A 17,101-nucleotide genomic window follows, 5' to 3' on the forward strand; every position below is an offset into this window, starting at 1 on the left:
TAAAGGGCGAAACACCAACGATTTTTCCCACCCAAAGAATGACCAAGATGAATCACTCACTCCTCGTTATTTAGCTGATTCACATTGATAAAAGTTTTGTTCTATAAAAAATCTTCACGCATAGGGCTAAATGTATCGATTAATAATCCACCAGTAGTTGTCGTCGTTCCATGTTCAACGTTAGGAGGGATAATACAAGAGTCCCCACTTTTTAATATGCGCTCTTTACCGGCGATAGTGAAAATGAACTCGCCTTCTTCAACATAAGTGATTTGTGTATGATGATGTTTGTGCGCGTAGCCGATAGCGCCTTTATCAAACCATACCTTAACCGCCATAATATCTTTGTTGTAAGCAAGTATTTGTCGCTTAATGCCTTCTCCTAGATCTTCAATTTCTCTCACTTGCGTGTTCATATAGCTCCCTTGTCTATAGATGTTAAAAAAGTCAAAACATTACTCGTAACAATGTCACGCGTGGGCAAAAGAGTCAGTTTCGCGCTGCAACCTCATAATCAATCATTATCCGTCAAATATGGAGGATAGAAAAGCAGAATTTTTTAGTGTTATACATTGTTTGCTCTTACTCGTCCTTGAATAAACGAGCGCAAAAAACTATTTAATAGGTGAGCTCTATAACGTTATCGATTTTGAACATGAGGAAAAACACGCTTTTTTACTAAATCCAGAGGATTTTTCTCGTTTCATCTAGAAGGTTTATTTTACCGCGTTGGTACTTAATTCTCGTTAATAAAGATGTTAATATAGCCATTATTAATCACATTCAATCAGGTGTAGTCATGAAAATAGCTTTAATGATGGAAAATAGTCAAGCAGCAAAAAATCCGATAATTCTTGGGGAATTGCAGGCTGTATCAAGTTCCTTGGGACATGATGTCTATAACGTTGGCATGAGCAGTGAGGGTGATCATCACCTTACATATGTTCATCTAGGCATAATGGCTGGAATTTTATTAAACTCGAAAGCAGTAGATTTTGTTATTGCTGGTTGTGGCACAGGGCAAGGCGCTCTTATGTCACTGAATGCTCAGCCAGGTGTATTTTGCGGATATTGTATCGACCCGTCCGATGCATTTTTATTTAATCAAGTTAATAACGGCAATGCACTAGCCCTACCTTTTGCAAAAGGCTTTGGATGGGGTGCAGAACTTAATGCTCGATACATATTTGAAAAAGCTCTTACAGGCGAGAGAGGGAATGGGTATCCAGTAGAAAGAAAAGAGCCTCAAGTCAAAAATGCTGCCATTTTAGCCGAACTAAAAGCAGGACTCGCCGCCGAAAGCTATGTGGATACTTTGAAAAAGATTGATCAAAACCTTGTGAAAGTCGCCGTCTCTGGAGAACGCTTCCAGCAATGCTTATTTGAGAATGGTCAAGATGAATCAGTGAAGGCCTACGTAAGATCCTTACTATCATAGATAAATAACGAAAGAAGAAAGTGGGCTCTAAATGAGCCTGCTTTTTACTGTTTTACCCGATGGTTAATGTTCCATTAGGATACAAGACTCTTACGTTACGTGGGCTGGCCAAGAAATATGCAAGTGTGAGTGGGCCTAAACGTCCCATGTACATGAGTATTATAATAATCAGCTCACCAATATTTGATAGATCTCCTGTCAATCCTCTCGATAACCCTACAGTGCCGAGGGCTGAAATAGCTTCAAATGCTACGTCAAGGAACGGTGCGTCTTCGGTTATCAATAATAGAAAAATTGCCACCCAGGATACACCAGTGGAAATAAGTGTCAGTGCGAGCGCTTTGTTTCTGGTTTCAGAACTGATTGCTCTACCGCACAAAGTTGGAGAAGGATCTCGTTTAAGATAGCTGTAAGCGGATAAAATTAGCACGATAAAAGTGACCAGTTTTATACCACTTGCTGTGCTCATGGACCCGCCTCCAACAAACATTAGCAGGAGCATGAGAAAGGTAGAGGCATTTTCAAGTTCTGAGATAGCTAATGTGTTAAACCCGGCCGTTCTTGGTGTTACGGCTTGAAACCAAGTCGCCCAAAATGCAGATACACCATCAAGGGAACCTAAGGTATTTGGGTTGTCTTCTTCTATGATATAGAAAAGTACGACCGCTATTATATTGACTAGCACTGTTCCAAGAATCATTACTTTGCTATAGACCGATAGACCTTGCCATTTACGTTTTTTAAGTAATTCGATCCAAACAGAGAACCCGAGCCCGCCAATAATAAAAAGCCCTGTAATGGTTAGGTTGATAGTGGGGCTACCAACATATGAAGATAGGCTGTCTTCATTTAAGGCAAAGCCGGCATTGTTGAAAGCTGAAATGGTATAAAAGAAAGCGTGGAAAAGTGCTTCGCTCCATGTTTTTGTTTGTAACCAAAACATGGATAATATTATGAAACCGACCAATTCTATGACAAAGGCGAATATTAGTACTGACTTTGCAGTTGACACTAAGGTTGATAGGTCGGTCTGATTAAACGCTTCCTTGATTGCAGATTGTTGGATAAAACTGATTTTTCCGCCCAAAGCAATAAGAGTAACAACAGCGAATGTCATTAATCCTAACCCACCTATTTGAATGAGTAATGCGATTACTGTTAGTCCTAATGTTGTAAAAACCGTGCCTGTGTCGACTACTACCAAGCCGGTAACCGTCACTGCCGAAGTTGCGGTAAATAGGCTTTGTATCCATGAAATTGGCTGTGTGGTCATGCCAGGGAGCATAAGGAGTAAGGTGCCTATGAATATCACTCCCAAAAAACTCAAAGAAAGAATAAGCGGTGGAGCGGCTTGAACTTTAGAGGCATTTTTGGTTTTTTTGTGAGATGGTCGTTTCTGTAAACTCCATTTAGTCATCGCTCGAGCCTTGGGGCGATTTTAATAAGAGACTCACGTGGTCCACACAAAATAACGGTGTCACCTGCTATCAAGTCAAATTCTAAACTGGGGGACTGCTCGATATGTTGTCCTCGCTTTAACACAAGGCAAGACACTGTATTCACATAACCTTTTAGCAGAGTTTGAATAGGGCGACCTGAAAAGGAGCTAGGCAAATTTATGTCAACGATGTATTGACCATGGCCTAGGCTTAAATAATCATTCACCATAGGATAATTCAACGCCTGAGCTACACGGGCTCCCATCTCTTCTTCTGGATGAATTATCCGCGATACACCCAACTTGGAAAGTATAGTGTGATGTGCGGAGGTATTTGCTTTAACCCATATATCTTTAACATTTAGTGCTTTTAGGTTTAGGGTGCAAAGCAGACTGGATTGCATGTCTTCACCTATGGCGACCAATACCGATTCGCTTTGCGATAAATTAAGGTCTTTAAGCACTTTCTCGTCAGTCGCATCACAAATCAACGTCTGAGTTAATTCACCAGCATGTTGCTCTGCTAGTTTTTCGTCTTTATCTATTCCGGTAACGGTATGTCCCATATGAATTAATTCAAGACTGGCGGTCAAACCAAACCGACCTAAGCCAATAACGGTAAAATGTGCCATAACGCTACTCCGAAGGATGACAATTAATGCGGTAACCTTGTCCTGCTGCTGTCTCTATTATGAAAGATGGCTTGGTTGCTACTTGGATCTTTTTGCGAAGATGGCTGATTAAGATACGCACGTAATGGGAATCTTCACTTCGATGTACACCCCATATCGAACGAAGTATGCGCTGCTGGCTGACAAATACCCCAGGCTCTCTGGTTAATATATCTAATAGTTGAAACTCTTTGGGTGTGAGTAATACCTTTTTGCCATAGGCCTGCACTGTATTTGAGTTAATATCGATACTCAGCCCAGCGACTTGCCTCAGGGGCTTTGCTTCGGAAATAATGGGGGTTAAATCTCTTAACAAAACGCTTATTCGAGCGATGAGCTCTTTAACACTAAATGGCTTATGCACATAATCGTTTGCCCCTGCCATAAGTAGTTGCACTTTAACCGTTTCTGAATGTCTGGCGGATAATACTAGTATGGGAACTTTGCTAGTTTCTCTTACCCTTTTCAATATCCTTTGACCGTCGCCATCGGGTAGACCGAGATCAAGAACTATTAAGTCTGGCAATGAAGATATTGCGATATGGATTCCGTCGCGCACCGTTGAAGCTTCTAGACAGGTATAACCTTCGACTGAAAGAGCAATTTTAATCATTGTTCGAATATTGATTTCGTCTTCAATAATTAATACTGTGCTCATGACGCTGGCTCATTGATGGTGGGAAGCATAATAATGACCTTACAACCGGGGTTTGTATTTCTAAGTTGAATGGTACCCTTGTGCGCAGAAATTATGCCGCGTGCCACGTTTAATCCTAGGCCTATCCCGCCCTTGCCTATATCGCCCTTTCTTGAAGAAGAAAAAAGTTGAAACGGTGCTTCGGTATCGTTATTTGGTAATCCGCAGCCATTATCTTTGACAGTAATCTTAAGATTTTCCTCTGTATCGGACACATGAATAAGTACTTTGTCTTGGCTAAATTTCAACGCATTATCAACGACGTTATAGATTGCTTGTTGCAACAGAGGTTCGCTAGCAATAATAGTTGGGGAGCTCACAAGGACAAAAATCTCAAGCCGAGATGTGTTAAAGCGGCTTTCTAAATCGCTAAAAATCCGCTCAATATCCGTGGGAGTTCGTGCTGCAATAAGTAGATCGTTTTGTATCTTAGTTGCGTGCAAAATGTTTTCAATATATGCATGCAGGCGCTTGCTCTCTTGAAGCGCGCCACTAATAAGTCCCGTTTTTTCGCTCTCCTCAAGATTTGTAGAATATTCATGTAGCGTTTCCATCGAACCAATAATAGAGGCGAGCGGTGTTCTAAGGTCGTGTGATACGGAGCGCAATATATCTGCTTGCATCTGAGCAACTCGCAGCGCCTTTTGTTGCTTTTGATAAAACGTAGTGAATTCACTTGTCACAAATGCCACAACGACAAATGTCGCCATATTGATAATATCTTCTATGTTTTCCATGCGAATAGAGAATTGAGGCTGGGTAAACAAAAAATTAAAGCTGACAGCGCCAATTAAAGCTGCGAGTAATCCGTTTGAGCGTGAATATAATATTGCGCAGCTAGCCGCTCCAAATTGTAAGATAAGTAATATTCCACCAATGGGCATAAACCAGCTGCTCATCGTAAAGCAGATGAGTATTGCTAACAGCATAATTAAAATAGTAAGCGCGGTAGGGTGCATGACGGCGTTATATTTACTCGAATCTTTAGGGTTTAATTAATGTAACAATCAATTGCAAATAAAACGCGTAAAATTTGTGTAAAAACGAGTCTGCTGAGTTTAGAAGGTTAAAGAGTGTTGGCTATATGAGAAGGGTTCCTGGCTTTGCAAAAGACTGCTTAATAGTGCCTTGATTAGTCTTATTTTGGCTCTGCGCTTGATTCTGTAATTACCCGTTTCTGAGTAATCCACTATCGATTTAGCGAATTCACTATCGACTATTGCTATCGCGACCCAATCCGCGGCGACATCTAATGACTCACTCACCTCGCAATAACGCGCATGGTGTTCACAATTCTAGATAGGACTCTCCTTACCAGCGATACACTTTTGCCCCCGCATAAAGTGACGTTTTATCTCATGAATGTCACCAAACGTCTTAAGTAACAGCATACCGCTAAAAACGCATGTTCCATCGCTTCACGGTTTTGAACGCCATAGAGAGCATTAGTTTAAGTTACATAACTGCTCGTTAAGTCCAAGTGGCATGCAGATTGCTGCTGTTAACACGACGAAATCAATAATATCTCGGAGGACTCTATGAGCAATCAGTTGGATAAAAATAGCATTTCAGAAACAATTGCGGACACGATTAGTGAAACGGAAAAACGCAAGTTATACAAAGCAGTATCCAGTCAGCGGCAGAAAGCTATCAGTACGATAACTGGGGCGTATAGCTATGTTAAAGCCAATCCTATCAAATCCACTGGGCTGGCCGTCTTAGGTGGGGTATTAATTACCTCCATTTTAAGAAGTAAGTCACAACACTAATACTAACGCAGATAGTTGTATTACAAATAGTGCAGCGGTGCTCCTATGGCACTTATGGTCTGTATCGCTGCGCTCTCGCAATGCCGTCAATATCGCATCACTCATCTTATCTAGTTCATACCGCAAGCGGCAAAGTAAAACTACGTGTTAGACGTAATCCGTAGGCAAAATAGTGTAATTTTTTCCTCATTATTCAGTACTATTGTCAAAACGTTTCCTGCGCGTACTGACTCAATTGAATTGTTGAGTCCAAATCACGGCCTCGTGTAATTCTGTATTCCATCACCCATAACCACTGAGTAGTGATGCCATCTAAGTAGTCAATAACTGCTTGCTGATGACCATTATCGACAAGTAATTGAGCGGTACTATCAATAGCAGAATTATATTGTGTTTCGTATCACTCTTTTACGGCACTTTTTCCACCAGATCACTATCATAACGCCATTGTGTTTTTGGCCACGCATTTCAAAACCGACTTTGTCAGTATCCTAGCGTTATGAGAACTTTCATTTAGGTTGATTAGTTTACCCGTAAAAGCTTTGGGCGTGCGTTTCAAATAGCAATATACTGATCTTCCCTTACGTTATAGATACCTTACTTTTCACATAAAAAGTTATTACGAAGTGTATTTCAAATAAAATAATACTGTATATAATTACAGTATATGTTGAAGTTTATCCCCATAAAAGCGTCTGCGGGTATCGTTGGTTTCGAGTCACCTGCGGCAGAATACACACAGCTTAACTTAGATTTAGACCAGCTACTGATTGACCACCCCTCAGCAACCTACATTGGTGTTGCCCAGGGCGAGTCGATGAAAGGTGATGGTATTTTCTCAGGTGACTTGTTGATTGTAGACCGCGCTCAAGAAATTAAAGACCAAGACGTGGTGGTGGCTAACCTCAACGGTGTATTCGTGTGCAAGAAAATCGATAAAGTGCAGCGCTGTTTACTGTCTTCCAGTAAGCGATTTCCGCCATATTTTTTGCAAGAAGGTGACGACTTTCAGATAGAGGGGGTGGTGACGCGCTCTATTCGCTTACATCGACCCTTTAAGAAGCAACTCTGATGTTCGCCTTGTGTGATGCCAACAGCATGTATGCCAGTTGCGAGAAGGTCTTTGACCCCAGAATTCGCAATAAGCCAGTGGTAGTACTGACAAACAACGACGGCTGTATCTGTGCGGCTTGTGGCATTGCTAAGCGCTTAGGTGTGGGTAAGAAGTTCGTGCCGTACTTTCAGGTGAAAAAGGAGCTTGAGGCAGCCGGAGTCGTTATTCGCTCTAGCAACTACGAACTCTACGCAGATTTAAGTCAGCGCATGATGGATACCTGCGCACGTTTCGCCCCTGACATTAACGTATATTCCATTGATGAGTGTTTTTTATATTACGGTAACGAGGCTACGCCGCCCCAAGAAGGCTGGACAGCCCTAGCGACTCAGATTCGAAAAACCGTTTGGCGCGAGGTTAGACTGCCTATTTGCGTGGGTATCGGCCCAACGCCCACATTAGCCAAGGTGGCGAACCATGCAGCTAAAAAAGTAGAAGGATTCAAAGGCGTTGCAGTATTAGATACTCTGGCAGTGCGCAAAGATGTGCTATCACAAATGGATGTGACGGAAGTGTGGGGTATTGGTAAACGATTAGGTTTGCGACTAAACGCATTAGGAATTAATACCGCATGGCAGCTAGCTAATCGAGACCCGTCGCAAATTCGCAAGGAGTTTTCAATAATTGTCGAAAATACGGTGCGAGAGTTAAATGGTGAGGTACGCCATACTTGGGATAGTGTGCGTGCTGCTAAAAAAGAGATATACAGCACGAGAAGCTTTGGTAATCGGATTACAGAATTCAACGAGCTACGCAGTGCGTTAGCTAGCCATGCTGAGACGGTCGCGATAAAGCTGCGCAAGCAAAAGAGTCTGACCGCAAGCATGACGCTATTTGCGACGAGTTCTCCTCATGATGCAGAAGGGTATTTTCGCCGCTCACACTTTCATCACTTTACTGTGCCGACTAATGACACCCGCAACATCGTAAGCGTGATTGAAAGCGCTATGGTGCAGCTTTATCAATCAGGTGTTCGTTATTACAAATGCGGTGTGGGGCTATTGGACTTGCACGATGAGGGGCTGTTTCAATACGACTTATTCAGCCCATCAAATGACAACGCTAAGCTCATGTCTTGTATGGATAATATTAACGCTAAATACGGACGTTCCACAGTTCAAATGGCCGCCAAAGGCTTCGAGCAAAAGTTTGCTATGCGACGAGAGTTCCTGTCCCCTCAATACACGACAAAATGGAGTGATATCCCCAAAATTCTCTGCTAGGTGCGAGCCTCAAACCATTAGAGATAAAGGCTTAATCTCTATGGTCATCGCCAGTGGTTGTTTTTTTCGGATAGCGAATTACCAGCATCGTACCGATAACTAACAGTGCCAGTGGGATTAGCAAAATAAGGTCTTCGTACATTTGATGCTCCTGATAGATGAAGGCAGAGAAAAATATGTCTTTTATTTGACTATATTGGTCAATCCTCAAGAAATATACAATGAGTTTAGAAGACTGAAGTTAGCTGAGAGTATTACGCCCCCAATACTCGTCGACAACGACTATTGGGGGCACCGTTAAAAAATTTACTGTTACGCTAAATTAAAATAGCTAAAAATTCGCCGTCACACCAAGAATAATTCGACGATCTGTTAACCCCTGCTCACACAACAAGGCCCCTTCATTGACACACCATTGTGTTCGATCTTCCCTGAGAAGGTTTATTCCTTCTAAACCTACACTCATAGAATCGTTAATATCATAGCTAACGCTCATATTCAGTTGCGCTCTATCATCAACAATTCTTGGCATATCGAAACTAATCAAATTGCCCGTTTTGAACGACGATCTCCACGTGTAACGAGCTCTGATACTAAGATCGTATTTGTCATAAAACAGAGTGATGTTGTATGCATTTTTGGATAAATCTTCTAGTTCGATTCGCTCTTCTACGATGTCATCGCTGAGTGTCGAGGTCGATTGATCGGTATCTGTTCGTCCTAAAAGGTTATTCAGAGCATTCCCATCGCCGGTAGCAGGTCTAAAGGTGTCGATATTAGACCCTGATTCTTGATAAGTATAATTAGCAATAAGACCAAACCCTGAAGCCCAACCAAGTGTATCTTCGTATGCTGATAAATCATGTTGAAACGCTATCTCAACACCCGTTTGTGTTTCCTCATTTGGCAAATTAATCGTAGTTTGCAATGGTACACAAATTCCAGTTCCGGGTACTGATGACCAAACATTGCGATCTGTCACCGTTGGATTCCATATACCGCCCCCTTCACATGGGTCGGTAATATCACGTTCTATTTGACCATTTTCACCAATAGGCTCTTCTGGGTTATCTCTCACAGCGGCAAAAATATCAGTGCGTTTCTTATGGAAAAACCCAACACTGACAAAACTAGAGTTTGAAAAGTAATATTCGGCAGAAATATCATAAGAAATAACTTCTTCAGGTGTTAACCCAGGATTACCCACTTGAACAGCTGAACCAGCTCCTCCTGGGAAGTTTATCGACGTAGACAAGTTATCAAAATCGGGTCTACGTATATCTTTTGCTATCCCACCTCGTAAAACCAGGTCATCGATAACTTCTGCCGCTAGGCTAAAACGTGGCAAAAAATAGTCATATGATGATGTCTCTTCTCGGAGTCCAGTTGCCTGTCCATTTTCAATATTATTACCAACTGATGTTACTTCTGTGTCAATGTAACGAAGGCCTAAATTGCCACGAATAGGGATATCATTTACGTAAAAATGGAAATCGCCTTGAACATAAAGTGCAGTAGTTTCCTCTTCTATATCAAAAAAAGAGTCGAGTTGTAATGAAGGCTCAGAAAGAGTTGCATAACCTTCAGTAATATTACAGTTGGCAATCTGTGTGGCGTTATTAGCTATTATCGCATCGTTTAAAGCGTTAAGAACCATTTCAGGGTTCGAGAATGCGACGTCTGCATCGATTCCAAGATAATCAGCAATATATAAACGCCTACTATCAGCTTCATTAAAATTACTCGGACCTGGCGCGACTACATCCGCGAAGAGATCCGCGGTAGGTCGATAAAACGTTGTATTAGGGTTTGAAAAATTAGATGACGAATTTACGTTATTACTCAGCGCTTCATTCTTGTTCCAGCGTACCCCTGCTTTGATATCTGAAAAATAGGGGTTTAAATCTGATATGTCATATGTACCGTCAACTCTAAAAGCAGTCTCGGCATTCTCCTGAGAGTTTCGCCCGACTCCTACACTACGTAGAGCATAATTTGCTGGATTAAGCAGATCTTCGCTAAGTGGTGAGGAGTCCATCCCTTGCGCTATACCAAATTGAAGCACTCCGCCAGATGCATCGAATTCAATCGGCACGCCATTATCAATGCTGAGCCCAGCAGAAGGTTGTGGCCCATAAGGATTAATAAAATCAAGATCGGTATTCAATCTAGGGAACGTTGAATCTGAGCTAGAATAAGATATTTCAGAATTCAATTTAAGTCGATCTGATTCCCACTCAAATCCGGTTGCGAAAACATCACTATCTGTAATACGCGAGCCGGTAATAGTGCCAACACGTAGATTGGGATCAATATTATTATTGTTACTATCAACGCCAACACCTAATGTCCCACTTAGCACCGCTTGAACTTCTCCCAATTCAAGAGGACCGTTAGGGCCATCTATTGTCCCTAAATTAATCGTTTCAAATTCATTGTTTACCGTATTATCGACCACTGCAGCGCCTCCAGTACCCGATATGTAGGCTCTAGACGTCTTCTGCGCTCGCTCTTGTTTGTTGACCGTCGCATCAAAGTATAACTTTAGGTTATCCATAGGCTCGAATTCTACGGAGGCAGTAAAGTTATTGGTCTCGTATTCGTATCGCGTTGTCATTTGCTCCAGAAACTGCGTTCTTAGAAATGGAAAAGACTCTGCACTTCCACTTCCAGAACCCGGTAACACTTCTCTATCCCGATCGAGCCGTGGATCGAACGATGCTACCTGCTGTTCGGCATAACTTCCTGTCAGCACAATCCCAATTCGTCCAAAGTCTGTATCCCAATTGTCTCCAAACGTTCCGGAAACTCTCGGCGAAGTAGCATCTGCCAAATCACTATTTTCAGCTTGGGCTCGAAATGAAAGCAGCTGTTCGTTTAAGCTTAGAGCTCTAAGCGTTCTGAGGTTTATCGTACCGCCGACAGATCCTTCAATCGTTTTAGCTGTTGGTACCTTAATCACTTCTAATGAGGATATTAGCGCCGCAGGCAGGTCATCAAAACTGATACCAGAGCGCCCACTACCACTACCGACAGTAGAAACCCCGTTTATTTCAACTCTATTGGCGCTGGTTCCTCGAATCTGGACACCAGTACCAACACCTGCGGTGCGGTCGATTTGCACACCAGTTACATTTTCAAGTACCTCAGCAAGGTTTTGATCTGGTAGCTTGCCGATATCTTCAGCCTGAATAACTTCTTTAATACTATCGGCAGAACGTTTTTCTGCTAACGCACTCGCCAATGCACTTCTAATTCCTCGAACTTCAATCACTTCTGTTTCTGGGTTTCCTTCACTCTCGTCTTGAGAAACCTGCGCCTGAGAACTCATTGTCACGCAAGCAAAAGCTGAAGATATTGCTGCAGCCAAATATAGTTTTCTTGTGTTTACTTTTAGCATTTCCCTCTCCTTAAAAAATCATAAACGATCATTTTCGGGAAATATAAATCACTTGTTAATCATACTCAATCAATTTGTTGCGATTAAGTGAATTAAAAATTAACAGAATAAAATAGAGCAAACCTACCCTCATACCCCCCTGACAAGCAAGGGACTGTAGAAGGAGCAATGTCATTAGACATTCTCGTATAATATGTCATTGCAATCAGGCTCATAATAATGCAATATCAATCATTATCGGTCACACTGCGAAAATTAACCTGTTACGTCAATCTATGCTTTCTCAGAACCTCAGCTTCAGGCTTCATAGGAAATGCCCATTGACAGTAATGTGTTTTCCTTAGTTTCGAATAGTCGTAGGAGTTTTAAGATGTATATACCTAAGTGGGCGTTTGTCCCAGTTACAACAATACTTGCAGCCTCGTTCTTTGTTGGTTGTTCATCAGGAATTCAATCTAATGAACAAGCGCATCAAAATGAAAACACGAATAAAGTAAAATCATACGCTTCATTTGTACCAGAGAGACGTGACGACTTTGCTTGGGAAAACGACAAAGTAGCATTTAGAGTATATGGACCTGCAGCACCATTAGCCGGGCATGCAAGCGGTGTTGACGCTTGGCTGAAGAAAGTAGATTACTCAATTATTGATAAGTGGTACGAAATGCACTTCGCAGGACAGACATACCACGAAGACAGGGGAGAAGGTTATGACCCATACCACACTGGTATCAGTCGCGGTGTTGGTGGAAGCGCAGTTTGGGTAGATGACACCCCCTATTACGCACATAACTTTACGACGTATAAAATACATCAAAATAATGGTGGCGAAGTTAAATTTACGCTCTATTACGACTTTGAAACGCCATTAGGTAAAGTTAAAGAAGAGAAAACAGTTTCGCTACCTCTCGGCTCTCAGTTGTACAAAGTCGACTCTATTTTTTACTTAAATGGAGCTCCTGCCTCGCTCCCTATTGCTATAGGCGTTGCCACTCACGATGAGAAAGCCAGCGTATATCAGAACAAGCAACAAGGCTGGATCGCCGCATGGGAGGAAATAGACCAACAAGGACTTGGAACCGGCGCTTTAATTGAACCAAGTCAGGTCAAAAAGATAATTCACACTCCGTCAAAGACCAAAGATACGAGCCATATATGGTTGGTAACGCAATCCTCTCAAGTTGGCGAATTAACATATTATTCAGGTTTCGGCTGGGAAGGGGCTGGTGAAATTACCTCAATAGATCAGTGGACTAATTATCTTAATAACTTCGAGCAGTAAAAATGGAAAAAATAGCATTTGTAATGACGCTCAAGCCAGGCTTTGAAGTCGAGTATAAAAAACGACATGATGAGATTTGGCCTGAGTTAGTGCATGAACTTAAGAGCTCTGGCGTCTCAGACTACAGTATTTTTTATGAAGCAAGGTCTAACAAACTGTTTGCAGTATTGAAACGCGAGGATACCCACACCATGGAGTCACTCCCTCTAAACCCCATAGTAAAAAAATGGTGGGCGTACATGGCAGACATTATGGAAACCTTTGAAGATAACGAACCGGTTACGACTGAGTTGTCGCAGGTCTTTCATCTTGAGTAATTTTAACCACTCACCTTAATATTCAGGCGCGCGATCTCAACACAATAATATAAACAATCGAAATCGCGAGCTCATTTCACTAGCTTTTACTCGGCACCCCTACATCAGTAAACGACAGAAAACGTATACTGAATGAGTCGTTTACTCATTCTCCTGTTAGCAAAAAAGGAGAGATAATTGAAAATCCTAATCTTAAATGAAGCAAAGCGTGCGCTTTTAACCTCGCACACAGAAAAGCGATGTGCGGCGTCACCGAATACCGTAGCAAAACTAACCCGTAAGGGTATTGATGTATTTATCGAGCAAGATGCGGGCGCCCTATCCCTGTACGAAGATAAAGAATTTGAAGCAGCTGGCGCTCACGTTGTCGATACAATTGAACCCATTATCTCGCAAATTAATATCCTATTATGTGTTAACAGCCCTCATGAGGAGCTCATCCTTCGACTGGCGAATAATGCAATTGTGATTGGCCATATTGACCCCTTCTTCCAAAAATCATTGGTCACCAAACTATGCCAGACCGGCATTACTACTGTATCTGTTGAGATGGTCCCTAGGACGTCAAGAGCTCAGAAAATGGATGCACTTAGTTCCCAAGCCAGTTTGGCTGGGTATGTCATGGTAATGAAGGCCGTGGCTAACTTACCCTCTATTTTACCTATGATGATGACTCCTTCGGGAACAATCAAACCCGCGAAGATATTTATTATTGGGGCTGGGGTGGCAGGGCTACAAGCTATTGCCACTGCAAAGCGGTTAGGTGCAAGTGTGTTAGCTTACGACACCAGACCGGTTGTTGCTGAACAAGTTGAGTCATTGGGAGCCAAATTTTTAAAAATTGATATCGGAGATACCGGCGAAACAAAAGATGGTTATGCGAAAGAGCTAACAGAACAGCAAAAAAATAAGTTAGAAGCCGCACAGCAAAAAGCAATCGCTGATTCAGACATCGTTATTACAACGGCTCAACTTTTCGGTCGAAAGCCCCCTTTACTGATAAAGAGCAGCACTCTTGAAAAGATGAGGTTAGGCAGCGTGGTAGTCGATATGGCTGCTCAATCTGGAGGCAATGTAGAAGGCTCTAAGGCTGGTGAAACTATCAAAATCAATGGCATCACTTTAGTAGGTAACGGCAACTGGAGCCAAGACGTGGCCCGCGATGCAACTGATATGTATGCCAATAATATCTTCAATCTACTTGATGAGTTTATAGATGCAGATACCGGAAATTTCTTGCTCGATCTAGAAGACGACATTCTTGCAAACTGCGTTATTACCCATAACGGAGCTATTACAAACGACATGCTAACAGAAGCATATAAAGGAGCTTAACGTGGCAACTATCTATCTACTTTTCATCGTGCTGCTCGCAGCATTTCTTGGTTTCGAATTAATCCGAAAAGTTCCTGCCACCCTTCACACACCGTTAATGTCTGGTTCAAACGCTATATCGGGTATCACGTTAGTTGGCGCTCTTGTGGCCTCTGGGGCAGATCATGACCTTCTAACAACCATACTGGGCACCGCCGCAGTTACCTTAGCGAGCATTAACGTGGTGGGTGGCTATTTAGTGACTGATCGAATGCTTGGCATGTTCAAAAAGAAAAATTCTAATTAAAGGCCGCTCCAAATGACTATAGAAATTATCATAAATCTTACTTATGTTGTGGCCGCTGGGCTGTTTATTTTTGGCTTGAAGCTGCTCAGTCATCCAGCAAGTGCACGAAAAGGAAACTTTATCTCAGCTATAGGGATGCTAATAGCAGTCGTCGCCACGTTGCTAGACCATCAGATCATCACTTACCAATATATTTTTGCAGGTATGCTTATTGGCGCATGCTATGGCGGTTGGAAAGCACGATCAGTACAAATGACGCAAATGCCTGAAATGGTCTCATTATTCAACGGCTTCGGAGGAGCAGCTTCTTTGCTATTAGCTTGGTCTACAGTTCTGAGTATTGGAGTAGAACCCCCAGGATCCAGTCATCATACATTATTGGTAACGCTGCTTATAACGCTATTAATAGGTGGAATAACATTCTCAGGCTCTGTAGTCGCATGGGGAAAACTATCTGGCAAACTGTCCTCCAAAGCCTTTATATTCAAAGGCCTAAGAGAATTAAGCATATTGCATTTAGTGGGTATGGTAATAGCGGGGATTTTCTTTATATCAGAACCTCTCAATGGGCTGTGGCTATATGTAATTATTATACTGGGATTAAGTTTTGGTCTTTGGGCTACGATCTCAATTGGCGGAGCGGACATGCCTGTTGTGATTGCACTGTTGAATAGTTACTCAGGGATTGCAGCAACTGCTGCGGGCTTGGCTATCGGAAATACCATTCTAATTGTAACAGGGCTTTTAGTAGGCGCCTCGGGTCTTATTCTCACCAATATAATGTGTAAAGCAATGAATCGGTCCCTCATGAATGTCTTACTTTCAGGTTTCTCTAAGCCTATTGAGCAAGGGGAAGTGATCAAGGGCGAGGTGAAAATCCTTTCACCACAAGATGCTTTTTACGTGCTAGAAGCGGCACAAGCTGTGCTTGTCATCCCTGGGTACGGTATGGCTGTTGCACAAGCGCAGCATGCCGTCAGAGAATTGCAAACATTGTTGGAAGATAACGGATGCAGTGTTGATTACGCTATTCACGCTGTTGCGGGGCGAATGCCAGGGCACATGAATGTGCTTCTTGCAGAAGCTGACGTACCATATGATCAACTGTATGAAATGGATGATGTAAACCCTAGGATGGAAAACTACGACGTCGTGATTGTTATTGGAGCTAATGATGTAGTTAACCCTGCAGCGAAGGAAATGAAAGGCAGCCCCATCTACGGTATGCCAGTCATTGAAGCGTATAGAGCGAAATCGGTCTTCGTACTCAAACGCTCCATTAACGCAGGTTTTGCCGGTGTCGATAACCCACTATTTTTTAAAGACAATACAAGAATGGTGTTAGGAGATGCAAAAGAGACCATTAACAGTTTAATAAAAGAATTCAGCGACTAGGAATACTGATGAGCCTGCTCCTAAAGAGGCTCATCGCTTAGCCTCTTTAGGGCAAATACTTAATACAGAAACCTGAGATTTAGATATTAACTAAACACTTAGCACCACCGCAAGCAAACCAGTTTGTGTGCATAACTTTGTACTATGCCACGTAAATTTTACTCAACTTATAAAGCGAAAATCTATTATGACGTTGGAGATTTTGGGCCAGATATTTGGGGTTTTAGGCTTTCTAGTAGCAATATTCACTTTTACCCAGAAAAACGACATTAAATTGAAACTTAGCCTCATCGCCATGTTTGCCTTGCAAACGATTCATTTCATGCTGTTAGGTTCTACAACCGGAATGATAGCTAACGGCCTTAATTTTTTAAGAACAATCGTTTCCATTAAATCCAATCACAAAAGCTTTGGGATTGTCTTTATTCTGTTAAATATCATCTGGGGTGCATCTAACGTTGAGCGTTGGATTGATATTTTCCCCATTTTTGGGGCTTGCGTCGGAACTTATGCAATTTTTTATGCGTCAGGGATTACCATGCGCCGATTATTTATATGTGGAGCAATGTTTTGGTTAACGAATAATATTTACATTGGCTCAATAGGTGGAGTATTGCTTGAGTTGAGCGTTATCGTGGTTAACAGCTTTACGATATACAGATTGAAAAAAGACATTGGTCCTAGTCATTGCAAACATAACGAGCAAACAAATTGAAAAATGCCTGCTCGTTATTCC

General features: G+C 42.1%; 16 protein-coding genes. 10 read left to right on the top strand and 6 right to left on the bottom strand.

The window, feature by feature from the left end; translation table 11 throughout:
- Positions 1–101: 101 nt before the first annotated feature.
- Positions 102–416, bottom strand: coding sequence for a cupin domain-containing protein (locus GCHA_RS22065; RefSeq protein WP_007992317.1), 315 nt, complete (start codon positions 414–416; stop codon positions 102–104).
- Between the two features lie 383 nt (positions 417–799).
- Between GCHA_RS22065 and GCHA_RS22070 the strand changes: the two genes are divergently transcribed.
- Positions 800–1,438, top strand: a complete 639-nt coding sequence (locus GCHA_RS22070) for an RpiB/LacA/LacB family sugar-phosphate isomerase (protein ID WP_007992319.1) — start codon at positions 800–802, stop codon at positions 1,436–1,438.
- Positions 1,439–1,490: 52 nt separating this feature from the next.
- On the opposite strand, the gene GCHA_RS22075 is transcribed toward GCHA_RS22070, so the two are convergent.
- Genes GCHA_RS22075 through GCHA_RS22090 form a run of 4 tightly spaced genes read right to left on the bottom strand, consistent with a single transcriptional unit; the run spans position 1,491 to position 5,203 of the window.
- On the bottom strand, positions 1,491–2,855 hold the full coding sequence (locus tag GCHA_RS22075) for a TrkH family potassium uptake protein (protein WP_007992321.1): 1,365 nt from the start codon (positions 2,853–2,855) through the stop codon (positions 1,491–1,493).
- Positions 2,852–3,508 (bottom strand): potassium channel family protein, encoded by a 657-nt coding sequence (locus tag GCHA_RS22080; protein ID WP_007992323.1) that lies wholly within the window; start codon positions 3,506–3,508, stop codon positions 2,852–2,854. The genes GCHA_RS22075 and GCHA_RS22080 overlap by 4 nt, the downstream gene beginning before the upstream one ends.
- A 4-nt stretch (positions 3,509–3,512) precedes the next feature.
- Positions 3,513–4,205, bottom strand: coding sequence for a response regulator transcription factor (locus tag GCHA_RS22085; protein ID WP_007992326.1), 693 nt, complete (start codon positions 4,203–4,205; stop codon positions 3,513–3,515).
- Positions 4,202–5,203, bottom strand: a complete 1,002-nt coding sequence (locus GCHA_RS22090; RefSeq protein ID WP_007992327.1) for a sensor histidine kinase — start codon at positions 5,201–5,203, stop codon at positions 4,202–4,204. Before GCHA_RS22090 ends, GCHA_RS22085 begins: the two co-directional genes overlap by 4 nt.
- A gap of 579 nt (positions 5,204–5,782) precedes the next feature.
- On the opposite strand from GCHA_RS22090, the gene GCHA_RS22095 reads away from it, so the two are divergent.
- The 3 genes from GCHA_RS22095 to GCHA_RS22105 all read left to right on the top strand — a co-directional run bounded on the left by GCHA_RS22095 (position 5,783) and on the right by GCHA_RS22105 (position 8,350).
- On the top strand, positions 5,783–6,013 hold the full coding sequence (locus tag GCHA_RS22095; RefSeq protein WP_007992329.1) for a hypothetical protein: 231 nt from the start codon (positions 5,783–5,785) through the stop codon (positions 6,011–6,013).
- A 667-nt stretch (positions 6,014–6,680) separates the two neighbouring features.
- On the top strand, positions 6,681–7,085 hold the full coding sequence (locus GCHA_RS22100; RefSeq protein ID WP_007992331.1) for a LexA family protein: 405 nt from the start codon (positions 6,681–6,683) through the stop codon (positions 7,083–7,085).
- Positions 7,085–8,350 carry a Y-family DNA polymerase gene (locus GCHA_RS22105; protein ID WP_007992333.1) on the top strand — a complete coding sequence of 422 codons (1,266 nt, stop codon included), beginning with the start codon at positions 7,085–7,087 and terminating at the stop codon, positions 8,348–8,350. Before GCHA_RS22100 ends, GCHA_RS22105 begins: the two co-directional genes overlap by 1 nt.
- Positions 8,351–8,681: 331 nt before the next feature.
- Here GCHA_RS22105 and GCHA_RS22110 read toward each other — a convergent pair whose 3' ends face one another.
- Positions 8,682–11,750: a TonB-dependent receptor gene (locus GCHA_RS22110; protein WP_007992337.1), complete on the bottom strand. Its 3,069-nt coding sequence runs from the start codon at positions 11,748–11,750 to the stop codon at positions 8,682–8,684.
- Positions 11,751–12,120: 370 nt separating this feature from the next.
- Between GCHA_RS22110 and GCHA_RS22115 the strand changes: the two genes are divergently transcribed.
- The 6 genes from GCHA_RS22115 (at position 12,121) to GCHA_RS22140 (ending at position 17,080) form a co-directional block, all read left to right on the top strand.
- A complete protein-coding gene (locus GCHA_RS22115) occupies positions 12,121–13,032 on the top strand; it encodes a DUF4861 family protein (RefSeq protein ID WP_007992339.1) in 912 nt (303 codons plus the stop codon).
- 2 nt (positions 13,033–13,034) lie between these two features.
- Complete coding sequence (rhaM, locus tag GCHA_RS22120; RefSeq protein WP_033186970.1) at positions 13,035–13,349, top strand: L-rhamnose mutarotase; 315 nt, start codon at positions 13,035–13,037, stop codon at positions 13,347–13,349.
- Between the two features lie 177 nt (positions 13,350–13,526).
- Complete coding sequence (locus GCHA_RS22125) at positions 13,527–14,684, top strand: NAD(P) transhydrogenase subunit alpha (RefSeq protein WP_007992342.1); 1,158 nt, start codon at positions 13,527–13,529, stop codon at positions 14,682–14,684.
- A 1-nt stretch (position 14,685) separates the two neighbouring features.
- Positions 14,686–14,970, top strand: a complete 285-nt coding sequence (locus GCHA_RS22130) for an NAD(P) transhydrogenase subunit alpha part 2 (protein WP_007992343.1) — start codon at positions 14,686–14,688, stop codon at positions 14,968–14,970.
- Between the two features lie 12 nt (positions 14,971–14,982).
- Entirely contained in the window at positions 14,983–16,365 is a 1,383-nt protein-coding gene (locus GCHA_RS22135) for an NAD(P)(+) transhydrogenase (Re/Si-specific) subunit beta (protein ID WP_007992345.1), read from the top strand.
- Positions 16,366–16,552: 187 nt separating this feature from the next.
- Complete coding sequence (locus tag GCHA_RS22140; protein ID WP_007992347.1) at positions 16,553–17,080, top strand: YgjV family protein; 528 nt, start codon at positions 16,553–16,555, stop codon at positions 17,078–17,080.
- Positions 17,081–17,101 lie beyond the last annotated feature (21 nt).

Origin of the sequence: Paraglaciecola chathamensis S18K6, from assembly GCA_000314955.1 — a bacterium.
Classification (GTDB): domain Bacteria; phylum Pseudomonadota; class Gammaproteobacteria; order Enterobacterales; family Alteromonadaceae; genus Paraglaciecola; species Paraglaciecola chathamensis.